This window comes from Citrobacter sp. 506, from assembly GCF_050434985.1.
GTDB classification, from domain to species: Bacteria; Pseudomonadota; Gammaproteobacteria; order Enterobacterales; family Enterobacteriaceae; genus Citrobacter; species Citrobacter braakii.
This window is the reverse complement of record NZ_JBNDJN010000002.1, coordinates 109,421-131,648: the sequence shown is the minus strand read 5'-3', so window position 1 is coordinate 131,648 and position 22,228 is coordinate 109,421. Positions and strand designations below refer to the sequence as shown.

18 protein-coding genes are annotated in these 22,228 nt (G+C 51.0%); 11 read left to right on the top strand and 7 right to left on the bottom strand.

Going from position 1 to position 22,228, the window contains the following annotated elements:
- The first annotated feature begins 68 nt into the window (after positions 1-68).
- The 3 genes from ABIE10_RS10685 to ABIE10_RS10675 all read left to right on the top strand — a co-directional run bounded on the left by ABIE10_RS10685 (position 69) and on the right by ABIE10_RS10675 (position 3,280).
- Positions 69-1,010: a pseudouridine kinase gene (locus ABIE10_RS10685; RefSeq protein ID WP_181221497.1), complete on the top strand. Its 942-nt coding sequence runs from the start codon at positions 69-71 to the stop codon at positions 1,008-1,010.
- Positions 998-1,933 carry a pseudouridine-5'-phosphate glycosidase gene (locus ABIE10_RS10680; RefSeq protein ID WP_016156984.1) on the top strand — a complete coding sequence of 312 codons (936 nt, stop codon included), beginning with the start codon at positions 998-1,000 and terminating at the stop codon, positions 1,931-1,933. Before ABIE10_RS10685 ends, ABIE10_RS10680 begins: the two co-directional genes overlap by 13 nt.
- Positions 1,934-2,029: 96 nt before the next feature.
- On the top strand, positions 2,030-3,280 hold the full coding sequence (locus ABIE10_RS10675) for a NupC/NupG family nucleoside CNT transporter (RefSeq protein ID WP_047359178.1): 1,251 nt from the start codon (positions 2,030-2,032) through the stop codon (positions 3,278-3,280).
- 43 nt (positions 3,281-3,323) lie between these two features.
- On the opposite strand, the gene ABIE10_RS10670 is transcribed toward ABIE10_RS10675, so the two are convergent.
- The 3 genes from ABIE10_RS10670 to ABIE10_RS10660 all read right to left on the bottom strand — a co-directional run bounded on the left by ABIE10_RS10670 (position 3,324) and on the right by ABIE10_RS10660 (position 6,393).
- Positions 3,324-4,412 (bottom strand): sugar kinase, encoded by a 1,089-nt coding sequence (locus tag ABIE10_RS10670; RefSeq protein ID WP_047416236.1) that lies wholly within the window; start codon positions 4,410-4,412, stop codon positions 3,324-3,326.
- Positions 4,413-4,414: 2 nt separating this feature from the next.
- On the bottom strand, positions 4,415-5,272 hold the full coding sequence (gene nfo / locus ABIE10_RS10665) for a deoxyribonuclease IV (RefSeq protein WP_046275457.1): 858 nt from the start codon (positions 5,270-5,272) through the stop codon (positions 4,415-4,417).
- 71 nt (positions 5,273-5,343) lie between these two features.
- Complete coding sequence (locus ABIE10_RS10660) at positions 5,344-6,393, bottom strand: YeiH family protein (RefSeq protein ID WP_429155622.1); 1,050 nt, start codon at positions 6,391-6,393, stop codon at positions 5,344-5,346.
- Positions 6,394-6,637: 244 nt separating this feature from the next.
- Here ABIE10_RS10660 and yieE point away from each other — a divergent pair, with 244 nt between their 5' ends.
- On the top strand, positions 6,638-7,510 hold the full coding sequence (gene yieE, locus ABIE10_RS10655) for a DNA-binding transcriptional regulator YeiE (protein ID WP_047500977.1): 873 nt from the start codon (positions 6,638-6,640) through the stop codon (positions 7,508-7,510).
- A 203-nt stretch (positions 7,511-7,713) separates the two neighbouring features.
- Positions 7,714-9,183, top strand: coding sequence for a lysine-specific permease (gene lysP / locus ABIE10_RS10650; RefSeq protein WP_047500979.1), 1,470 nt, complete (start codon positions 7,714-7,716; stop codon positions 9,181-9,183).
- A gap of 65 nt (positions 9,184-9,248) precedes the next feature.
- Here lysP and ABIE10_RS10645 read toward each other — a convergent pair whose 3' ends face one another.
- Together ABIE10_RS10645 and fghA are read right to left on the bottom strand one after the other, a co-directional pair.
- Entirely contained in the window at positions 9,249-11,234 is a 1,986-nt protein-coding gene (locus tag ABIE10_RS10645; RefSeq protein WP_016156980.1) for a ligand-gated channel protein, read from the bottom strand.
- Positions 11,235-11,582: 348 nt separating this feature from the next.
- Positions 11,583-12,419, bottom strand: a complete 837-nt coding sequence (gene fghA / locus ABIE10_RS10640) for an S-formylglutathione hydrolase (RefSeq protein WP_429155617.1) — start codon at positions 12,417-12,419, stop codon at positions 11,583-11,585.
- Between the two features lie 321 nt (positions 12,420-12,740).
- Between fghA and folE the strand changes: the two genes are divergently transcribed.
- The 6 genes from folE (at position 12,741) to mglC (ending at position 19,661) form a co-directional block, all read left to right on the top strand.
- Entirely contained in the window at positions 12,741-13,409 is a 669-nt protein-coding gene (folE, locus tag ABIE10_RS10635; RefSeq protein WP_003027410.1) for a GTP cyclohydrolase I FolE, read from the top strand.
- Positions 13,410-13,423: 14 nt separating this feature from the next.
- Positions 13,424-14,581, top strand: coding sequence for a DUF418 domain-containing protein YeiB (gene yeiB / locus ABIE10_RS10630; RefSeq protein WP_047500983.1), 1,158 nt, complete (start codon positions 13,424-13,426; stop codon positions 14,579-14,581).
- 144 nt (positions 14,582-14,725) lie between these two features.
- On the top strand, positions 14,726-15,751 hold the full coding sequence (gene galS / locus ABIE10_RS10625; protein ID WP_016153720.1) for an HTH-type transcriptional regulator GalS: 1,026 nt from the start codon (positions 14,726-14,728) through the stop codon (positions 15,749-15,751).
- A 293-nt stretch (positions 15,752-16,044) separates the two neighbouring features.
- Positions 16,045-17,043, top strand: coding sequence for a galactose/glucose ABC transporter substrate-binding protein MglB (mglB, locus tag ABIE10_RS10620; RefSeq protein ID WP_429155613.1), 999 nt, complete (start codon positions 16,045-16,047; stop codon positions 17,041-17,043).
- A gap of 71 nt (positions 17,044-17,114) precedes the next feature.
- On the top strand, positions 17,115-18,635 hold the full coding sequence (mglA, locus tag ABIE10_RS10615) for a galactose/methyl galactoside ABC transporter ATP-binding protein MglA (RefSeq protein WP_016153718.1): 1,521 nt from the start codon (positions 17,115-17,117) through the stop codon (positions 18,633-18,635).
- Between the two features lie 15 nt (positions 18,636-18,650).
- Positions 18,651-19,661 (top strand): galactose/methyl galactoside ABC transporter permease MglC, encoded by a 1,011-nt coding sequence (gene mglC / locus ABIE10_RS10610; protein ID WP_003027393.1) that lies wholly within the window; start codon positions 18,651-18,653, stop codon positions 19,659-19,661.
- 57 nt (positions 19,662-19,718) lie between these two features.
- On the opposite strand, the gene preA is transcribed toward mglC, so the two are convergent.
- Both preA and ABIE10_RS10600 read right to left on the bottom strand, forming a co-directional pair.
- On the bottom strand, positions 19,719-20,954 hold the full coding sequence (gene preA / locus ABIE10_RS10605) for an NAD-dependent dihydropyrimidine dehydrogenase subunit PreA (protein ID WP_103766543.1): 1,236 nt from the start codon (positions 20,952-20,954) through the stop codon (positions 19,719-19,721).
- Positions 20,948-22,189 carry an NAD(P)-dependent oxidoreductase gene (locus ABIE10_RS10600; RefSeq protein WP_429155609.1) on the bottom strand — a complete coding sequence of 414 codons (1,242 nt, stop codon included), beginning with the start codon at positions 22,187-22,189 and terminating at the stop codon, positions 20,948-20,950. The genes preA and ABIE10_RS10600 overlap by 7 nt, the downstream gene beginning before the upstream one ends.
- Positions 22,190-22,228: the final 39 nt, after the last annotated feature.

Below are 22,228 nucleotides of genomic sequence, written 5' to 3'. Positions count from 1 at the left end.
CCTGATGTGTGGCGTTGGTTATTTTTAACGAACTCATTTGTGGCAAGTTAATTGCCAGGGGACGTGCTATGCGTGAAAAGGAATACATAGTAACTATTGGCTCGGCCAATATGGATGTTGCTGGGTATTCGCATGCTTCTCTAAATTATGCGGATTCGAATCCAGGAAAGATAAAATTCACCCCCGGCGGAGTTGGACGTAACATTGCACATAATCTCGCGCTGCTGGGGAAAAATTCATGGTTACTGACGGCGGTTGGTAATGATTTTTATGGACAATCGTTATTGGCGCAAACCAATCAATCCGGAGTTCATGTTGATAAGTGTCTTATCGTTCCCGGAGAGAATACGTCCAGTTATTTATCATTGCTTGATAACACCGGTGAAATGTTGGTTGCCATTAATGATATGAGCATTACCGAACATATTTCAGCAGATTTTTTATCACAGCATCATGATTTTATTCGGCAGGCGAAAGTCATCGTCGCCGATTGCAATATCAGCGAAGATGCCCTGGCATGGGTGCTGGAAAATGCCGGAGAGGTTCCGGTGTTTGTTGACCCGGTATCGGCATGGAAATGCGTCAAAATTCGCGAGCGGCTTGCACAAATTCACACTCTTAAACCCAACCGGCTTGAAGCCGAAACGCTAAGCGGTATTGCGCTTTCCGGGCGTGATGACGTGGGTAAAGTCGCCGCCTGGTTTCATGATCGCGGCTTAAATAGGCTGGTGCTCAGCATGGGCGGCGACGGTGTTTATTACAGTGATATTGCGGGGAGTCGTGGTTGGTCGCTGCCGATTAAAACTCACGTCATTAATGTTACCGGAGCTGGCGATGCGATGATGGCTGGACTGGCTTCCTGCTGGGTAGACGGCATGCCCTTTATTGATTCGGTTCGATTTGCGCAGGGTTGTTCATCAATGGCGTTAGCCTGTGAATATACCAATAACCCTGATTTGTCTGTTGCGAATGTAAGCTCATTAGTGGAGAACACAGAATGTCTGAATTAACTCTTTCCTCTGAATTATTACAAATATCTCCAGAAGTACAGGAAGCATTAAACAGTAAGAAGCCGATTGTTGCACTTGAATCAACCATTATTTCTCATGGTATGCCATTTCCGCAGAATGCCCAGACAGCGATTGAAGTAGAAGAAACAATTCGTAAACACGGTGCGGTTCCTGCGACCATTGCCATTATTGGCGGAATAATGAAAGTTGGTTTAAGCAAAGATGAAATTGAGCTGCTTGGGCGAGAAGGTCATAGCGTTACGAAAGTAAGTCGTCGTGATTTGCCGTTTGTGGTCGCGGCAGGAAAAAATGGTGCAACGACTGTTGCCTCAACCATGATTATTGCCGCCCTGGCGGGAATTAAAGTATTTGCGACAGGGGGAATAGGTGGAGTTCATCGTGGTGCTGAACATACCTTTGATATTTCCGCGGATCTGCAAGAACTGGCGCATACCAATGTCACGGTAATTTGTGCCGGGGCGAAATCTATTCTTGATCTCGGCTTAACTACTGAATATTTAGAAACCTTTGGTGTGCCGTTAATTGGTTATCAAACCAACGCGTTGCCAGCATTTTTCTGCCGTACCAGTCCGTTTGAGGTCAGTATCCGTCTGGACAGTGCGCAAGAGATTGCCCGTGCCATGGCGGTGAAATGGCAAACGGGTCTCGACGGCGGTCTGGTTGTTGCGAACCCCATCCCAGAGCAGTTTGCGATGGCCGAAGAGAAAATTAATGCGGCAATCGATCGGGCGGTAAAAGAAGCGGAAGATCAGGGCGTTGTGGGCAAAGAGAGTACGCCGTTCCTGTTAGCGCGGGTTGCAGAGCTGACCGGTGGTGACAGCCTGAAATCAAATATTCAGCTGGTGTTCAACAATGCGGTACTGGCCTGTGAAATTGCGAAGGAGTATCAGCGCCTCGTCTGACAGAATTTCCCGGGCAGAATGCGGTCGCCCGCGAATATCAAACCTACCAAAACCTGGCGATAACGCCGGGTTTCCTGGCATGAAGGGAATTTCATTATGGATATAATGAGAAGTGTTGTGGGTATGGTGGTATTACTGGCCATCGCGTTTCTGCTGTCAGTAAATAAAAAACGTATCAGTCTGCGCACGGTCGGGGCTGCACTGGTACTGCAAATCGCAATCGGCGGCATTATGCTGTACTTCCCGCCGGGAAAATGGCTGGTTGAACAGGCTGCGCTCGGTGTCCACAAGGTGATGTCATACAGTGACGCGGGAAGCGCATTTATCTTTGGCTCCCTGGTTGGGCCAAAAATGGATGTGCTGTTTGACGGAGCCGGGTTTATCTTTGCTTTTCGGGTGCTACCGGCCATCATTTTTGTGACCGCACTGATCAGTCTTCTCTACTACATTGGCGTGATGGGGCTGTTGATCCGCATCCTCGGCGGTATTTTCCAGAAAGCGCTGAACATCAGTAAGATCGAGTCATTTGTCGCCGTAACGACGATTTTCCTCGGGCAAAACGAGATCCCGGCGATCGTGAAGCCGTTTATTGACCGCCTGAATCGCAATGAGCTGTTTACCGCTATTTGTAGCGGGATGGCCTCGATTGCTGGCTCAATGATGATCGGTTACGCCGGAATGGGCGTTCCGATTGACTATTTGCTGGCGGCATCGTTGATGGCAATCCCTGGCGGTATTTTGTTCGCGCGTATGCTGAGTCCGGCAACTGAAGAATCTCGCGTCACCTTTGAGAACCTGTCATTTACTGAAACGCCACCGAAAAGCATCATCGAAGCAGCGGCGAGCGGAGCGATGACCGGGCTGAAAATTGCTGCTGGCGTGGCGACGGTCGTAATGGCATTTGTTGCCATTATCGCGCTGATTAACGGCATTATTGGCGGAATTGGTGGGTGGTTTGGCTTTGGTCATGCCACTCTGGAAGGGATCTTTGGCTATGCGCTAGCCCCGCTGGCGTGGATTATGGGTGTGGACTGGGGCGATGCGACGCTGGCAGGCAGCCTGATCGGACAGAAGCTGGCGATTAATGAGTTTGTCGCTTATCTCAACTTCTCGCCGTATCTGCAAACGGGTGGAACGCTGGATGTGAAGACCATTGCGATTATCTCGTTCGCGCTGTGCGGTTTCGCTAACTTTGGTTCGATTGGCGTTGTCGTCGGGGCATTTTCGGCGATAGCGCCACAGCGTGCCCCGGAAATCGCGCAGCTTGGCATGCGCGCGCTGGCAGCAGCAACGCTGTCAAACCTGATGAGCGCCACTATAGCCGGTTTCTTTATCGGGCTGGCATAGCGAAAATAATGCCGGATACGCGTAGCGCCATCCGGCATTACATTTAAGCAGTTTGCAGCAAATACAAGGCGTTATCTGCTGAGAGAGTTGGGTTGTTGATGCTGACGCTGGCTCGCGATAATGCCGCGCAGGCCATGGCAAAGTGAGCGCTTTCACGAAATTCACTACCTTCCAGAAAGCTGTACAGCAATCCCGCCATAAAAGCATCGTCGGCGCCAAAACTGTCTACAACCGTATGCTCAGGAGGCGTCAGTAAAAACTGTTCTCCGTCCTTTTCGCTGCAAAAAACGGATTCATCTTCCAGGCAAACAAAGATTCGTTTTACCCCTTGCTGATGGAGACTGTTAACGGCCAGTACGCGATCGGCATCTGAATGAATAGGTTGACCCCACAAAATCGCCAGCTCTTTCTGCGTTGGTTTTAGCGTATGAATACGCGTAAACCAGGTCTTCATTTTTGCCGCTTTGAACTCTGAAACGGTGTCAATGAATACCGGAATATCATCAGCAATAGTAAAGACCCACTCAATGGCTTCGGCAGTCAGATTGCAATCTGCCAGTACGACACCGGAATGGCGGATCAAATCTCGCGAACTGTTCAGTAACTGCGGCGTCAATTGTTGCAGGATATGGGTATCGTTAATTGCCAGTACGGTCTCTTCCTGCTGATTAGCGATCGACAGGTAAGTTGAGGTGTTATGTCCATGCAGGCGTATGCAACTGGAAACGTTAACACCGGCCTGACGCGTTTGTTCCAGCAATGTTTCGCCATAGAAATCACTGCCAACAGCGGAAATTAAGTGGACGTCACGGCCCAGCAGCGCCAGGTTGTGGGCGATGTTACGTCCCACGCCGCCTGCCGAGCAGTGAATGCTACCAGGGTTAGAGGCAGCCTGAGGATAGTGGATGTCAGCAACACCACGAATATCCATATTGATCGCCCCAACAACCACGCAATAATCCTGTTCGGTAAGGATATAACCTTTACCTTTGATCATGCCTTTACGCATCAAATCCATAATATGCGCAGCAACGCGTGAACGGCTGATCTGCAAAATATCGGCGATTTCATTCTGCTGAATCAACGGATTGCGACGCAGGATCTTAAGGATCTGCTTTTCCCTGTCGTTCATGATTATGCCACCGCTTTTTCTGTTTGCTGGGCTTTCAGCCAGGCAATCTCTTCTGCCCAGATATCTGGATTAATCGTTTCCAGCACCAGCGGAATGCCGTCAAAACGATTGTCCTGCATGATCCAACGGAACGCATCGTGGCCAATATTGCCTTCACCTAAGCTGTGGTGACGGTCAACGCGACTGCCAAATGCGCTCTTGGCGTCGTTCAGGTGCATACCGCGTAGGTACCTGAAGCCGACAATACGTTCAAATTCCGCAAACGTCTTTTCGCATTCCTCGACGGAGCGCAAATCGTAACCGGCCGCGAAGGCATGGCAGGTATCAATACAGACGCCGACGCGGGACTTGTCTTCGACGCCGTCGATAATGGCGGCAAGGTGCTCAAACTTAAATCCAAGGTTGCTGCCTTGTCCGGCGGTATTTTCGATAACTGCCGTAACGCCCTGGGTCTGAGCAAGGGCGATGTTGATGGATTCGGCAATGCGGGCCAGACATTCATCTTCCGGGATCTGCATCAAATGGCTGCCCGGGTGAAAGTTCAGCAAGGATAAGCCCAGCAGTTCACAGCGCTGCATTTCATCTATAAACGCATCACGTGATTTTTCCAGCGCATCGCTAACCGGATGACCGAGGTTAATCAGGTAACTGTCGTGAGGCAGGATCTGGGCGGCAGTATAATGATACTTCTCGCAGGCAGATTTAAAATCATCAATGATTTCGGTGGTCAGCGGCGCGGCACGCCACTGGCGCTGATTTTTGGTGAACAGGGCGAATGCGGTCGCTTCGATTTCTGCGGCTCGAATAGCGGCGTTAGCCAGACCGCCAGCGGCGCTTACGTGCGCTCCGATATATTTCATAAATTTAACCCGCCATACTCAAATACAAAAAGGGAGAGTATAGCGGGTTAATAGAGGTGAGTCGTGATCGTTTATGCCATCAGCGCGTGGATAGCGACGTTAATCGCACCGCCACCCACAATCAGCCAGACAAACAGCAGCAGGGCCATCAGTAACGGTTTGGCACCGGCTTTTTTCAGCGCGCTAACGTGCGTGGTCAGCCCCAGGGCAGCCATCGCCATTGCCAGCAAAATGGTGTCCAGCGTTACCAGCATGTTCACTACTGACTGTGGCAGCAGGTGGAACGAGTTAAAAATTGCGACCACAATGAACAGGATGGCAAACCATGGAATGGTTATTTTGCTCTTCTCACCGCCCGTGGCCGGAGACAGTTGTTTAACGCGTGCGGCCAGGAGGATAAGGAACGGTGCCAGCATCATGACGCGCAGCATTTTGGCAATAACCGCGGCGTTTTCCGCATCCGGGCTAATGGCGTGCCCGGCAGCCACAACCTGTGCAACTTCATGCATGGTGGAGCCAATGTAAATGCCGTAGGTTTCTGGGCTAAACCAGTGTGAAAGCAACGGATACATCGCCGGATACAGGAAGATAGCGATAGTACCGAAGATAACCACGGTGGCGACAGCGACGGTCACTTTACTGGCTTCTGCTTTCACCACTGGTTCGGTTGCCAGCACGGCGGCGGCACCACAAATGCTGCTCCCCGCGCCAATCAGCCAGCTGGTGTGACGGTCCAGACCAAATACTTTCTGCCCCAGGAAACAGGCAATCATAAAGGTGCTGCTTAGCGTTAATACATCAATCACGATACCGCTGACGCCGACGTCAGCAATTTGCGCGAAGGTGAGGCGGAAACCGTAGAGGATAATCCCCAGACGTAATAAATGTTGTTTCGCGAACAGCACGCCGCTGTCACAGCTTTTCCAGATGTGCGGATAGACGGTGTTGCCGAGAATCATCCCCAATAAGATGGCTAAGGTGAGGGCGCTGAACCCGGCACCTGCGACGGCGGGAATGGATCCTCCCCATAAGGCGACCCCAGTGATAACTGCACTCAGGGCAAGCCCCGGAATAAAATGCCACGCTGTACGACGATGAGTCTGTAAGGTGAGTTCTGTCATATCCTTCTCCTTTATCTGGGTAAAAGAGTAAGGCGAAGTGGTTTAAAAATAAAATTGATTATATATTTATAATTAATCTATATAAGTGGTATACCCGTCATACTTCAAGTTGCATGTGCGTTGGCTGCGCTCGTTTACCCCAGTCACGTACTTAAGTACGCTCCGGGGGATGCTCTCTCTTGCCGCCTTCCTGCAACTCGAATTATTTAGGGTATAAGTAACGGCTATCCGGTGGAAAACGACTATGCATATCACCCTGCGACAACTTGAAGTGTTTGCTGAGGTACTAAAAAGCGGCTCAACGACCCAGGCATCTGTCATGCTGGCATTGTCGCAGTCGGCGGTGAGTGCGGCGCTTACCGATCTGGAAGGGCAACTTGGCGTGCAACTGTTTGACCGTGTCGGCAAACGGCTGGTGGTTAACGAACACGGACGCTTGCTTTATCCGCGCGCGCTGGCGTTACTTGAGCAAACGACCGAAATCGAACAGCTTTTTCGCAAAGATAATGGCGCCATTCGGGTCTATGCCAGTAGCACCATCGGTAATTATATTCTGCCCGCCATGATCGCCCGTTATCGCCAGGACTTCCCCGATTTGCCGCTGGAACTTAGCGTGGGCAACAGCCAGGACGTGATCAATGCGGTGCTGGATTTTCGGGTAGACATCGGGCTGATTGAAGGGCCGTGTCACAGTACGGAAATCATCTCTGAACCGTGGCTGGAGGACGAACTGGTGGTGTTTGCGGCACCGTCGTCACCGCTCACAAAGGGGCCCATTACGCTGGAACAGCTGGCTGCTTCGCCGTGGATCCTGCGTGAGCGAGGATCGGGTACGCGTGAACTGGTGGATTACCTGCTGTTGTCTCATCTGCCAAGATTTCAGATGGCGATGGAGTTGGGGAACTCCGAGGCCATTAAGCATGCGGTGCGCCATGGTCTCGGGATCAGCTGTTTGTCGCGTCGGGTCATTGCGGAGCAGTTACAGGCAGGGACGCTGAGCGAAGTTACCGTGCCACTGCCGCGTTTAGTGCGCACTCTCTGGCGCGTTCATCACCGGCAAAAACATATCTCCAATGCCATTACGCGTTTTTTATATTACAGCGACCAGGTTGAGTAGGGCGAATAGCGCGCTAACTCTCGTCAGGCCACCCTATCCATAATGGCTGTTACGTCTTAACCGCCTTGTGCCGCCCGTTTTCTGCTTTACTTATAATCCGCGGCCAGTCATGAAGGTCTCTTATAACAGCGCATTTGTGCCGGAAGAATGCCATTTCGTCTGCTACAATCGCGCCTCATTTTTTGGATGGATAGCATTTTCACATGGTTTCCGAAACTAAAACCACAGAAGCGCCCACGCTACGTCGTGAACTGAAGGCGCGTCACCTGACGATGATTGCCATTGGAGGCTCCATCGGTACAGGTCTTTTCGTTGCATCTGGTGCAACTATTTCTGCGGCGGGTCCTGGCGGCGCGTTGTTCTCTTATATCCTGATCGGTCTGATGGTGTACTTCCTGATGACCAGCCTCGGTGAACTGGCTGCCTATATGCCGGTTTCCGGCTCGTTCTCCACTTACGGTCAAAACTACGTAGAAGAAGGCTTTGGCTTCGCGCTGGGCTGGAACTACTGGTACAACTGGGCGGTAACGATTGCCGTTGACCTGGTGGCCGCACAGTTGGTGATGAGCTGGTGGTTCCCGGACACGCCGGGCTGGATCTGGAGCGCACTGTTCCTCGGCGTTATCTTCCTGCTGAACTACATTTCCGTTCGCGGATTTGGTGAAGCGGAATACTGGTTCTCGCTGATCAAAGTTACCACTGTAATTATCTTCATCGTGGTTGGCGTGATGATGATTTTCGGTATCTTCAAAGGCACTCAGCCAGTGGGCTGGAGCAACTGGACGACCGGTGATGCACCGTTTGCCGGGGGTTTTGCCGCTATGATTGGTGTGGCGATGATCGTCGGCTTCTCTTTCCAGGGAACTGAGCTGATCGGTATCGCGGCAGGCGAATCTGAAGATCCTGAAAAGAACATTCCACGTGCGGTGCGTCAGGTGTTTTGGCGAATCCTGCTGTTCTATGTGTTCGCAATTTTGATTATCAGCCTGATTATCCCGTACACCGATCCGAGCCTGCTGCGCAACGATGTGAAAGACATCAGCGTTAGCCCGTTCACGTTGGTATTCCAGCATGCGGGTCTGCTGTCAGCCGCAGCAGTAATGAACGCGGTTATCCTGACGGCGGTACTGTCAGCGGGTAACTCCGGGATGTATGCCTCCACGCGTATGCTTTACACCCTGGCATGCGACGGTAAAGCGCCGCGTATTTTCGGCAAACTGTCTCGTGGCGGTGTTCCGCGTAACGCGCTGTATGCGACGACTGTGGTGGCGGGACTGTGTTTCCTGACCTCTATGTTTGGTAACCAGACCGTGTACCTCTGGCTGCTGAACACCTCCGGGATGACGGGCTTTATCGCCTGGCTGGGGATTGCGATTAGCCACTATCGTTTCCGTCGCGGTTATGTGCTGCAGGGGCGCGATGTGAAGGATCTGCCGTACCGTTCTGGCTTCTTCCCGCTGGGTCCGATCTTCGCCTTTGTGCTGTGCCTGATTATCACTCTGGGCCAGAACTACGAAGCGTTCCTGAAAGATAGCATTGACTGGGGCGGCGTGATGGCAACCTATATCGGTATCCCGCTGTTCCTGATTATCTGGTTTGGCTATAAGCTGGCGAAAGGAACTCATTTTGTTCGCTACAGCGAAATGAAATTCCCGGATCGCGTGAAGAAATAACAGTATAAAAAGCATAACAAAAACCCCGGCATGATGAGTGCCGGGGTTTTTTTATTGCGCCAGACTTAGAAGCTGTAAGTCAGGCCAACCGTGTAACGACGACCATCGAGAACAGTGTCGTAGGTATCGTAATCGATTTGCTTATCCAGCACGTTATACACGCCAGCGGTCATCAGCAGATCTTTGTTTGCATAATAGCGCAAACCAACATCGACCTGAGTATAGGACGGGGTGCCCTGCGCCATGGAGGTACGGCTCAGGTATTCAGACGTTTTCCCGCGCAGATTCAGACGGCTCCAGAAACCGAGATCCTGCGTGGCCTGCCAGTCCAGCGTGGTGTTGAACATATGCTTTGGCATTTTGTTCAATGGCTGACCGGAGAACTGACCGCTTTTCTGTTCAGATTCCGTGTAAGTGTAGTTCGCCGTCCAGTTGATGTCGGAAGTCATCTTCCAGCCGAAAGTGGATTCTACGCCGCGCATATTGGCTTTATCGACGTTAACGCGATCGCTGACGAAGTCATAGTGGGTATTGCCGATGGTACAGGCCGGATCGGAGCTGCTGTTACAGCGGCGCACTTCGGTGATTTTGTCTTTGAAGTCAGTATTGAACAGCGTGACGCCCGCGTTGAGATCGTTGCCGTTATCCCACAGTAAACCGATCTCTTCGCTGAGGCTTTTCTCCGGCTTCAGGTCCGGGTTGCCGACAATGATGCCGTTCAGTCTACCGCCGCCGGTGACCTGTCCCCAACTGGCAGACGACTGGCGCAGATCCGGTGCGCGATAGCCCGCTGAAACGCCGCCTTTTAAGGTCCATTGATCGCTCAGATGCCATACGCCATAACCGCGCGGCGTCCAGTTGTCGCCGTAGTTTTCATCTTTATCCATACGCAGACCACCAGTCAGCGTAAAGGTATCGGTAACGGCCCACTCGTCTTCAGCAAACAGCGCCCAGCTCCAGCGGGTCAGTTTGTTCAGTCCATCAGCAGCTTGCAGCTGGTTGCCGTTATCACTCAGTTTTTCATAACGGTATTGCCCGCCCAACGTCAGGGTGTGCGCCCCAAGGAAGACCTGGTTCTGGTTATTGAAAATCGTGTTGTAGGACTTCATCTGGCGACCTGGGTTTTCGGTCTCTTCCTGCTGGACATAGCTGGTGGAGTTGAAGTCGTCGTAATAACCGCTGTGGGTTAGTGAATACGTTGTGTGCACATACTTGTTTTCGCTTTTACTGTTGGGCTTGCAGCTTCCGTTGCGGCAGCTTTCCTCAGCCATGGATTTGCCTGGCGTACTGTCGCGATCCTGCAGTTCACGTGCGTAATCGAAGTCGATGTCATTTTTATCATCTGGCGTAAAGTTCAGGGTTAAGCCCCCGTTACGCATACGCTGTTCATTGTAGCCATTGAGGATTTTGTCCTCTGCCCGATGAGAGAATAACCCGGTCACTTTTGCGCCGAGTAATCCGTCAATCAGGGGCCCAGACGCATAGGCGTTGGTCTGATAAATATCGCCGGAGTCTCTGTCTTCCTGGAAAGTGGCATCGCCGTGCAGAGAGCCGGTCCAGGCTTTGGTATTCGACACTTTCTTGGTGATGACGTTGATGACGCCGCCCATCGCATCGGAGCCGTACAGAGATGACATTGGGCCACGGATTACCTCGATACGCTCGATGGATTCCAGCGGCGGCAGCCAACCTTGCTCAATACCTGAGTTGTCGCTGTTAGGACGTGTGCCGCGTGTGCTGATGCGTTTACCGTTGACCAGGAAGAGCGTGTATTGCGAAGCCATACCACGAATACTGATATCGCTGCTGCTACCCCCGCCGGTGACGACGACGCCAGGGACATCTTTTAGCGCATCGGTAACATCGCGATAGGCTTTGTCCTCAATCTGCTGCTTGGTAATAACAGATATCGAAGCGGGAGCGTCCTGAATTTTCTGTTCGAAGCCGGTGGCGGTAACCACTACGGTGTCTTGTTCAGCGGCATGCCCGAGTGATGGGAGACTGGCGACGCATACTGCGGCAGCTACAGCCTTAACGTGAGGTATAGTCATTTGTATCATTCCATTTAAATGAATTTACCCGGCATACTTCAAGTTGCAGATGCGTGGCTACGCGCGTTCATACAACTCGAATTATTTAGGGTAACGATCAGCGCGTCATGTGAAAGGCCATGACAATTGTATGTATTTGTCTTTTAAGGACTCTTTTCAGTAAAGAAGCGAATGGATTGTACAAAAGTATGAATGTTTGTAAACACAAATGATAATCGAAATCATTTGTGTTTGATCTTGTTTTGAGGGTAATGCTTTTTAAATCAATAGGATAGTGGAGAAAGAAAAAAGGAGAAAAAGTGAAGGAATGATGGAGAAATGAAGAGGGCTGGCGCCCTCACTCAGGCGTTACTTCAACAAATACTGGGCATGGAAGCGCAGGTGATCCTCAATAAACGACGCAATAAAGAAATAGCTATGGTCGTAACCTGGCTGGATGCGTAGCGTCATTGGCCATGCGGTTTGACGGGCCGTTTCGGCCAGCACCGCGGGTTGCAGCTGATCGGCGAGAAACTGATCGCTGTCTCCCTGATCAATAAGCGTCGGAATCGCGTCTGCGGGCTTGCTGGCCAACATTAACTCGCAGCTGTCCCACTCGGCCCACTGTGATTTATCTTCACCCAGATACGCGCTAAAAGCCTTCTCCCCCCACGGAACGCGGCAAGGATTTACGATCGGCGCAAAGGCGGAAATGCTGGTGTATTTCCCGGGATTTTTCAGCGCCATAATCAATGCGCCGTGACCGCCCATGGAGTGTCCACTGATGGCGCAGCGATCGCTGACGTTAAACTGCGATTGAATCAGTGCCGGCAGCTCATCACGCAGATAGTCATACATGCGAAAATGCGTTGCCCATGGCTGTTGGGTAGCATTGAGGTAAAATCCCGCCCCCTGGCCTAAATCGTATCCATCATCATTGGCAACCTGTTCGCCGCGCGGACTGGTGTCCGGCATCACCAGTACAATGCCCAGCTCAGCCGCGATGCGTTGTGCGCCGGCTTTAGTCGTGAAGTTTTCATCATTGCATGTCAGACCCGACAGCCAGTACAGCACCGGAGGCGGGGTGTTATCGCGCGGGGGAGGAAGAAAAATACTGAAGGTCATGGTGCAATTTAACGTGGCGGAGTCGTGACGCCAGCGTTGCTGCCAGCCTTCAAAACAGCGGTGCTCTTCAAGCATTTCCATGCGGGGCTCCTTGTTGTGTTGAACCTGAATATGTTTGCGAACTCACCATAATACAGATTATTCATGGCACTGTGAGCAACTTTCACTTCCGCATTGAGCAAACATACTTCATCATCTATATAACTTTACATTAACACTCGACGTCGCCGGGTAGAACGACAAGTGAAATCGCTACGCTGAAAGGCTGTGCCAATTTCAATAATTATCGCGGTGAATACTGGATTATGTGCGCCGCCTCACGCACAATGTTCTGGCTGTGACACAGCCTAAAAACTTTGCCCCATGCAGGGCAGAGGCGCCCCACCTGCAGGAGAAGAAGAAATGTCATCACTCAGTAAAGAAGCGGCCCTGGTTCATGAAGCGCTGGTCGCGCGTGGTCTTGAAACGCCACTACGCCCGCCCGTGCAAGAGATGGATAACGAAACGCGCAAACGTCTTATCTCGGGCCATATGACCGAGATTATGCAGTTGCTCAATCTCGATTTGAGCGATGACAGTTTGATGGAAACTCCGCATCGCATTGCGAAAATGTATGTCGATGAGATTTTCTCCGGCCTCGACTACGCCAACTTCCCGAAAATTACCGTCATTGAAAACAAAATGAAGGTGGACGAGATGGTCACGGTCCGCGATATCACGCTGACCAGCACCTGCGAACACCACTTTGTTACTATCGATGGCAAAGCGACGGTGGCGTATATCCCAAAAGATTCGGTCATTGGTCTGTCGAAGATTAACCGCATTGTGCAGTTTTTCGCACAGCGTCCGCAGGTTCAGGAACGTCTCACCCAGCAAATTCTCACCGCGCTGCAAACGCTGCTCGGGACGAATAATGTGGCGGTGTCGATTGATGCGGTACATTACTGTGTGAAAGCGCGCGGCATTCGCGATGCGACCAGTGCGACCACGACCACTTCTCTTGGCGGATTGTTTAAGTCCAGCCAGAACACGCGTCAGGAATTCCTGCGCGCAGTACGTCATCACAACTGATTAGGGCAGGGACCATGGAGCGTAATGTCACGCTGGATTTTATTCGTGGCGTCGCCATTCTTGGTATCCTGCTTCTCAATATTAGCGCCTTTGGCTTGCCAAAGGCGGCATACCTCAATCCCGCGTGGTATGGCAACATCACCTTATCCGACGCCTGGACCTGGGCGCTGCTCGATCTCTTTGCGCAGGTAAAATTCCTCACGTTGTTTGCGCTGCTGTTCGGTGCCGGTCTGCAAATGCTGCTCCCGCGCGGCAAACGCTGGATCCAGTCGCGGCTTACGCTGCTGGTTCTATTGGGTTTTATTCACGGTTTACTCTTCTGGGATGGCGATATCCTGCTGGCATATGGCTTAATCGGCCTGATTTGTTGGCGGTTGATCCGTGATGCGCCGTCGGTAAAAAGCTTATTTAACACCGGCGTACTGCTTTATCTGGTGGGCGTTGGCGTATTGCTGCTGCTGGGGGTAATCTCCGGGAGTGAAACCAGTCGTGCCTGGACGCCGGATGCCTCAGCGTTGCTGTATGAAAAATACTGGAAAATAAACGGTGGAATGGAAGCCGTCAGCAATCGCGTGGATATGATGTCCAATAGCTTGCTGGCGCTGGGCGCACAGTACGGCTGGCAACTGGCGGGGATGATGCTGCTCGGCGCGGCATTGATGCGCAGCGGTTGGTTAAAAGGGCAGTACAGCTTACAGCATTACCGACGCACCGGTGTACTGCTGGTCATTCTAGGGATGGCGATTAACCTGCCTGCTATCGTCGCTCAGTGGCATCTGGACTGGGCATATCGCTGGTGTGCCTTCTTGCTACAAGCCCCGCGAGAGCTGGGCGCGCCGTTGCAAACCATTGGTTACGCCGCGCTGATGTTCGGCTTCTGGCCGCAGCTTAGCCGCTTAAAATGGGTCATTGCCATCGCCTGTGTGGGGCGCATGGCATTAACTAACTATCTGTTACAAACCTTAATCTGCACCACGCTGTTTTACCAGGTCGGCTTATTTATGAAATTTGACCGACTGGAGCTGCTGTATTTCGTCATTCCGGTTTGGGCCGTTAACCTACTTTTCTCCGTCATATGGCTACGTTTTTACCGCCAGGGCCCGGTGGAATGGCTGTGGCGTCAATTAACCCTGCGTGCTGCGGGGACATCATTGCCGCGTACATCCAGATAACGATCTGGATCACATTCGTTAACAAAACGGATGTAAGCGCTTTCATTCCTGTGACATCTCTCACGCAGTGCGTTTCATTGTGCTGACAAAATACCCAGCCTGGGGTGTCTGCGGGCAACCGCAATCTAAAACAGGGCAGTGAATATGATCACCATACGTGATGTGGCACGACAGTCTGGCGTTTCTGTAGCGACCGTTTCCCGCGTACTGAACAACAGTGCGCTGGTGAGTCCCGATACGCGTGAAGCGGTAATGAAGGCAGTTACTCTGCTGGGCTATCGACCTAATGCCAACGCGCAAGCGCTGGCGACGCAGGTGAGCGACACGATTGGTGTTGTGGTCATGGATGTATCAGACGCCTTTTTTGGCGCGCTGGTAAAAGCCGTGGATATGGTTGCCCAGCAGCATCAGAAGTATGTCCTGATTGGCAACAGCTACCATGAGGCTGAAAAAGAACGTCATGCCATTGAGGTGTTGATTCGTCAGCGCTGTAACGCACTGATTGTACACTCTAAAGCACTGAGCGATCGGGAACTCGCCGAGTTTATGGATCAGATCCCCGGTATGGTGCTAATCAACCGTCTGGTGCCGGGTTACGCCCACCGCTGCGTCTGTCTGGATAACATCAGCGGTGCCAAAATGGCGACCCGAATGCTGCTGAATAATGGTCATCAACGCATCGGTTATCTGGCGTCAAGCCATCGCATTGAAGATGACACCATGCGCAAAGAAGGGTGGTTAACAGCCCTGAAAGAGCAGGGGATTGTTGCGGCAGAAAGTTGGGTCGGCACCGGTTCGCCCGATATGCAAGGCGGAGAGTCTGCGATGGTAGAACTGCTGGGACGTAACTTACAACTGACGGCGGTTTTCGCCTATAACGACAATATGGCTGCCGGCGCGCTGACCGCGCTAAAAGACAACGGCATCGCTATTCCATTACACCTTTCTATCATTGGCTTTGATGATATTCCTATCGCGCGTTACACCGATCCGCAACTGACCACCGTACGCTATCCCATTGCCTCCATGGCAAAAATGGCGACGGAGCTTGCGCTACAGGGGGCTGCAGGCACGTTAGACCCGGAGGCGACGCATTGCTTTATGCCGACGCTGGTGCGTCGCCATTCAGTGGCGCTACGGCAGAATGCGGCACCGATCACTAACTCATAACGTTGCGCGATGTAACCGCTTTCAATATGTGAGTAAATTCACAGTATATTAACAATGCGATAGCTATGATGACACTGTTTGTTGCGCTGTAACTACTATGTAACGGTGAATAATCACTTTCACCGAGGTAAAGGTGCCTTAAACAAAAATTAAAGCCTGTTTTTGGAGCGTTGCCAGACACGGAAGAAATATTTTTTAAAAGTGAGCTTCGGCGTTCAGTAACACTTCAGTAACGTTCTGACTGCCGAGCATTTATCTCAAGTACTACCCTGCATAATAAAACCGGAGATACCATGAATAAGAAGGTGTTGACCCTGTCTGCTGTAATGGCAAGCATGTTATTCGGCGCGGCTGCGCACGCTGCTGATACCCGCATTGGTGTGACTATCTATAAGTATGACGATAACTTTATGTCTGTAGTACGTAAGGCTATTGAAAAAGATGCCAAAGCGGTGCCAGATGTACAGTTGCTGATGAATGACTCGCAGAACGACCAGTCCAAACAAAACGACCAGATCGACGTGCTGCTGGCAAAAGGCGTTAAAGCACTGGCGATTAACCTGGTTGACCCGGCAGCGGCAGGCACGGTCATTGAAAAGGCACGCGGGCAGAACGTACCGATCGTGTTCTTTAACAAAGAACCTTCTCGTAAGGCGCTGGACAGCTATGACAAAGCGTTTTACGTCGGTACCGACTCTAAAGAGTCCGGTATTATTCAGGGTGATTTGATCGCCAAACACTGGGCAGCGAATCCGAACTGGGACCTGAACAAAGACGGCAAAATTCAGTTTGTTCTGCTGAAAGGCGAACCGGGACACCCGGACGCTGAAGCACGTACCACTTACGTGATTAAAGAGCTGAACGATAAAGGCATTAAAACTGAGCAACTGCAGTTAGATACTGCAATGTGGGATACCGCTCAGGCAAAAGATAAAATGGATGCGTGGATGTCCGGTCCGAACGCCAACAAAATCGAAGTGGTTATCGCAAACAACGATGCGATGGCAATGGGCGCAGTTGAAGCGTTGAAAGCGCACAACAAAACCAGCGTACCGGTATTTGGTGTGGATGCGCTGCCTGAAGCGCTGGCTCTGGTGAAATCTGGCGCAATGGCTGGTACCGTGCTGAACGACGCCAACAACCAGGCGAAAGCCACCTTCGATCTGGCGAAAAACCTGGCTGACGGCAAAGGTGCGGCAGATGGCACTAACTGGAAAATTGAGAACAAAATTGTTCGCGTTCCGTACGTAGGTGTCGATAAAGATAATCTGGCAGAGTTTACCAATAAGTAAATACTCCGTCTTTGGGCGCAATCTCATTGCGCCCTTAATAACGCACTCTGCAAGGCCAACAAGGTATAATTATGGTCAGCACACATACTCAGTCGTCAGGCGAATACTTGTTGGAAATGACCGGTATCAACAAGTCCTTCCCCGGCGTTAAGGCTCTTGATAATGTCAATTTAAAAGTCCGCCCACATTCCATTCATGCCTTAATGGGGGAGAATGGCGCGGGGAAATCAACATTATTGAAATGTCTTTTCGGTATCTATCAAAAAGATTCCGGTAGTATTTTATTTCAGGGTAAAGAAATCGATTTTCATTCTGCTAAAGAAGCGCTTGAAAATGGTATTTCGATGGTACACCAGGAATTAAACCTGGTATTACAACGTTCTGTGATGGATAACATGTGGCTGGGACGCTATCCCACCAAAGGCATGTTTGTCGATCAGGACAAAATGTACCGCGATACCAAAGCGATATTTGATGAGCTGGATATTGATATCGATCCGCGTGCGCGCGTTGGTACATTATCCGTTTCGCAAATGCAGATGATTGAAATTGCGAAAGCGTTCTCCTATGACGCAAAAATCGTCATCATGGATGAGCCAACGTCATCGTTAACCGAGAAAGAAGTTAATCATCTGTTTACCATTATCCGTAAGCTGAAAGAGCGTGGATGCGGTATTGTTTATATTTCTCACAAGATGGAAGAAATCTTCCAGCTATGCGATGAAATTACCGTGCTGCGCGATGGCCAGTGGATCGCGACCCAGCCGCTGGAAGGGCTGGATATGGATAAGATCATCTCCATGATGGTCGGCCGTTCACTGAACCAACGTTTTCCGGATAAAGAAAACAAACCCGGTGAAGTCATTCTACAAGTACGTAACCTGACCTCGCTGCGTCAGCCGTCGATTCGTGATATCTCGTTTGATTTGCACAAAGGGGAAATTCTCGGGATTGCCGGGCTGGTCGGCGCAAAACGTACTGATATCGTTGAAACGCTTTTTGGTATTCGTGAGAAATCATCGGGTACGATTACGCTACACGGCAAAAAGATTAATAACCACAGCGCAAATGAGGCCATTAACCATGGTTTTGCACTGGTCACGGAAGAGCGCCGCTCAACCGGTATTTACGCGTATCTGGATATTGGTTTTAACTCGTTAATCTCCAATATCCAAAACTATAAAAATAAAGTTGGTCTGCTGGATAATTCCCGCATGAAGAGTGATACCCAGTGGGTAATTGACTCAATGAGGGTGAAAACGCCGGGTCATCGTACACAAATCGGTTCACTGTCCGGTGGTAATCAGCAAAAGGTGGTTATTGGTCGCTGGTTATTAACGCAGCCAGAAATCCTGATGTTAGATGAACCCACGCGTGGTATCGATGTCGGCGCGAAATTTGAAATTTATCAGCTGATTGCTGAACTCGCGAAAAAGGATAAGGGGATTATTATTATTTCCTCTGAAATGCCGGAGCTGCTAGGTATTACCGATCGTATTCTGGTGATGAGCAATGGTCTCGTTGCCGGAATTGTTGACACTAAAACAACAACGCAAAACGAAATCCTCCGTCTTGCGTCTTTGCACCTTTAAGATTAGGGGCTCCTCATGAGTGCGTTAAATAAGAAAAGTTTTCTTACTTATCTGAAAGAAGGCGGAATTTACGTTGTTCTTTTGGTTTTGCTGGCGATTATTATTTTCCAGGATCCCACTTTCTTAAGCTTACTGAACCTGAGTAATATTCTGACGCAATCCTCGGTGCGTATAATTATCGCATTGGGTGTGGCCGGGCTGATTGTTACCCAAGGGACAGACCTGTCGGCGGGACGTCAGGTTGGCCTGGCGGCAGTCGTGGCGGCAACCTTGCTACAGTCGATGGAGAACGCCAACAAGGTGTTCCCGGAAATGGCTACAATGCCAATCATCGTAGTCGTGCTGATTGTTTGCGTGATTGGCGCCATTATCGGTCTGGTGAACGGTATTATCATTGCTTATCTGAATGTGACGCCGTTTATTACCACCCTGGGTACGATGATCATCGTTTACGGGATCAACTCCCTGTACTACGACTTTGTCGGCGCATCGCCAATTTCTGGCTTTGACAGCGGATTCTCCACCTTCGCGCAGGGCTTTATTGCGCTGGGTAGTTTCCGCCTCTCCTACATCACCTTCTATGCGCTGATTGCGGTGGCGTTTGTCTGGGTGCTGTGGAACAAGACCCGCTTCGGTAAAAACATTTTCGCCATCGGCGGAAACCCAGAAGCCGCGAAAGTGTCCGGGGTCAACGTTGCGCTGAACCTGCTGATCATCTATGCGTTGTCTGGCGTGTTTTATGCCTTCGGTGGTTTGCTCGAAGCCGGGCGTATCGGCTCGGCGACTAACAACCTCGGCTTTATGTATGAGCTGGATGCGATTGCGGCGTGCGTGGTTGGCGGCGTGTCGTTCAGCGGCGGGGTAGGGACCGTGTTTGGCGTGGTGACCGGTGTGATTATCTTCACCGTCATCAACTACGGTCTGACCTACATTGGCGTGAACCCTTACTGGCAGTACATTATCAAGGGCGGCATTATCATCTTCGCGGTCGCGCTGGACTCACTGAAGTACGCGCGTAAGAAGTAATCGTATACTGCAAAAAGCCCGGTGCAGCGTAATCTGTACCGGGCTTTTTTGTCAGCGTTACAACGTTAACGCATGCTCTTTCTCACCAGATTTAAATTTCACCTCACCCAGCTCAATACAGGCTACCGGGCAAACGTGACCACACAGCAGGCATCCCACACATTTTTCTGTGTTGCAGTACGGTGTGCGGGTTTCCTCGTTCCATTCCATCGCCTGATGTCCACCGTCATAACAGGAGATGTAGCAGCGGCCACAGCCAACGCATTTATCAAGATGGATGTACGGGTAGACGATGTAGCTACGGTCAAGATCCTCCGCGGGGATGATATTGGCATTGGCAAGACCAACCATCTCCTCCAGTGAGTCAAACCCTTGATCGGCGAGGTAATGTGACAGCCCGCTGGTCATATCCTCCACAATCCGGTAGCCATACTGCATGATCCCGGTGGTCACCTGCAGCGTGGCCGCGCCTAACAGTAAAAACTCGGCGGCATCTTCCCAGGTCTCAATTCCCCCGATGCCGCTAATCGGGAAATCGCGCAGTTCAGGGTGCATGCGCAGTTGTTGGATAAATCGCAAAGCAATAGGTTTAACGGCCTTGCCGGAGTAGCCGGAAATACTGGATTTACCGTTGACGACCGGCATCCCGATTTTTCGATTCAGATCGATATTCGTGATGGATTTAACCGTATTGATGGTCGCGATACCGTCGGCACCTCCGTGTTTTGCTGCCAGAGCCACTTCACACATATCACCAATGTTCGGTGTCATTTTCGCCAGCATCGGCAGGGACGAGCCGCGTTTAACGGCCCGACAATACTTTTCAACCAGCTCAGGGCTTTGCCCGACATCGCTACCCATGGCATGTGAGGTCATTTGCGGGCACGAGAAGTTACACTCGATCATGTCTGCACCCGCGTCTTCAACCAGGCGGGCCAGTTCCTGCCATTGCTGCTCATTTTCCCCCATAATCGACGCAATCAGGACTTTGTCCGGGTAGTCCTGTTTCAGTCGGCGAATTGCGGCCAGATTCTCCTCCAGCGGATGCTCGGCAATTTGTTCCATGTTTTTGAAGCCAATAAAGCCGGTATCTTCTTTGGTGAGATGGTCAAAACGAGGGGAGACTTCATTAGCAATAAAGAACCCGATCGTTTTAAAAACAATGCCACCCCAGCCGCTATCATAGGCTTTGGCGCACATTTCATAGCAGTTGCCCACCGGAGAGGAAGAGAGGCAGAACGGGTTGGGGAATTTGACGCCGCAAAAAGTAATAGAAAGATCTTTCGTTAACATGAGCAAGCTCCCTCTAAATAGTGATGAATGGCCTGAGCGGCTTCTTTTCCTGTTTTCACGGCGTAAACAACGGTTTTATCGCCTTTAACAATATCGCCCGCAGCAAACAGAGCCGGATCGGCGGTTTGATAATTGTGCGTATCGATAAGATTGCGCTGTGGCTTTAACGCGGCGAAATTATCAAGCTGAGCATGTTGGCCGACGGCGAGAATAATCTGTTCGGCTTCAAGCGTGAGTTCTCCTGGCAGGCGTACGTGCTTAAAGGTGACTCGATTTCCGCTAACCGCCACGGGCGTGAAGCCGTCAATTATCGACACCCCTAAAGCCTGTGTGCTGCTGAATTCTTTGTCGCTGGCCGGGAAGTCGGCGAGTTCTTCACGCGCGACACAGGTGACTGACGGGCAGCCCAGCAGCTTCAACGTACTGGCGACATCCATCGCCACGTCGCCACCGCCGATGATTAATGCACTTTGTGCGACGGTAATATCGCCGTTGGATTGGCGGGCTCGTTGCAGAAAATCGACGGCGATTTCGACGTGATTCGCCCTCTCAAACAGAGGCAACGTTGAACCGTAAGACATCCCTACGGTAACCAGTACGGCGCGGTATTCTGCTTTGAGTTGCTCAACGGAAAGGGCATTGCCGACTTCACAATTGCACTTGATGGTCACACCCATTTCAACGATACGGGCAATTTCAAGATCCAAAACTGCCTGCGGCAGACGAAACTCTGGAATGCCATAACGCAACCAGCCACCTGGCTGGGCCTGTTTTTCGAAGATTGTCACATCATAACCAAGATTACTTAGCGTTACGCTGGCCTGTAACCCTGCCGGACCCGCCCCGATGATAGCTACCTTGCCGAGCGTTTTTGTTGCTGGCTGATAGATTTTCATTGCGGTCTGCTGTTCAAAATCGGTAATAAAGCGTTGCAGACGTGCAATATCGATAGGTTTATCAATTCCTGAGCGCGTACATCCGCGCTGGCATAATTTTTCGGTTGGGCAAACCCGGGCGCACACCGCACCGAGCGCATTATTTTCGCGGATAGTTTCGGCAGCGCCTTTAAAATTACGAAAATAAATAGAGCGAATAAATTTCCCTGGGTCTGTTTGCGCCGGGCAATCCTGACTACAGGGGGCGTCGTGACATAATAAACAGCGGGAAGCCTCTTTTATTGCTAATAATGGGGTAAAAGCAGGCGTGAGCTCATCCAGATAATTTTGTTGTGGCATATTTTCTTCCTTAATGCTTGAGTAAATTAAGGCAAACCG

Excerpts from the sequence above, each read along its gene's own strand:
- ABIE10_RS10685 (WP_181221497.1), top strand. The coding sequence starts at position 69 with ATGCGTGAAAAGGAATACATAGTAACTATTGGCTCGGCCAATATGGAT.
- ABIE10_RS10675 (WP_047359178.1), top strand. The coding sequence starts at position 2,030 with ATGGATATAATGAGAAGTGTTGTGGGTATGGTGGTATTACTGGCCATC.
- lysP (WP_047500979.1), top strand. The coding sequence starts at position 7,714 with ATGGTTTCCGAAACTAAAACCACAGAAGCGCCCACGCTACGTCGTGAA.
- ABIE10_RS10645 (WP_016156980.1), bottom strand. The coding sequence starts at position 11,234 with ATGACTATACCTCACGTTAAGGCTGTAGCTGCCGCAGTATGCGTCGCC.
- yieE (WP_047500977.1), top strand. The coding sequence starts at position 6,638 with ATGCATATCACCCTGCGACAACTTGAAGTGTTTGCTGAGGTACTAAAA.
- preA (WP_103766543.1), bottom strand. The coding sequence starts at position 20,954 with ATGTTAACGAAAGATCTTTCTATTACTTTTTGCGGCGTCAAATTCCCC.
- galS (WP_016153720.1), top strand. The coding sequence starts at position 14,726 with ATGATCACCATACGTGATGTGGCACGACAGTCTGGCGTTTCTGTAGCG.
- nfo (WP_046275457.1), bottom strand. The coding sequence starts at position 5,272 with ATGAAATATATCGGAGCGCACGTAAGCGCCGCTGGCGGTCTGGCTAAC.
- ABIE10_RS10680 (WP_016156984.1), top strand. The coding sequence starts at position 998 with ATGTCTGAATTAACTCTTTCCTCTGAATTATTACAAATATCTCCAGAA.
- ABIE10_RS10660 (WP_429155622.1), bottom strand. The coding sequence starts at position 6,393 with ATGACAGAACTCACCTTACAGACTCATCGTCGTACAGCGTGGCATTTT.
- ABIE10_RS10670 (WP_047416236.1), bottom strand. The coding sequence starts at position 4,412 with ATGAACGACAGGGAAAAGCAGATCCTTAAGATCCTGCGTCGCAATCCG.
- folE (WP_003027410.1), top strand. The coding sequence starts at position 12,741 with ATGTCATCACTCAGTAAAGAAGCGGCCCTGGTTCATGAAGCGCTGGTC.
- ABIE10_RS10600 (WP_429155609.1), bottom strand. The coding sequence starts at position 22,189 with ATGCCACAACAAAATTATCTGGATGAGCTCACGCCTGCTTTTACCCCA.
- mglC (WP_003027393.1), top strand. The coding sequence starts at position 18,651 with ATGAGTGCGTTAAATAAGAAAAGTTTTCTTACTTATCTGAAAGAAGGC.
- mglB (WP_429155613.1), top strand. The coding sequence starts at position 16,045 with ATGAATAAGAAGGTGTTGACCCTGTCTGCTGTAATGGCAAGCATGTTA.
- mglA (WP_016153718.1), top strand. The coding sequence starts at position 17,115 with ATGGTCAGCACACATACTCAGTCGTCAGGCGAATACTTGTTGGAAATG.
- fghA (WP_429155617.1), bottom strand. The coding sequence starts at position 12,419 with ATGGAAATGCTTGAAGAGCACCGCTGTTTTGAAGGCTGGCAGCAACGC.
- yeiB (WP_047500983.1), top strand. The coding sequence starts at position 13,424 with ATGGAGCGTAATGTCACGCTGGATTTTATTCGTGGCGTCGCCATTCTT.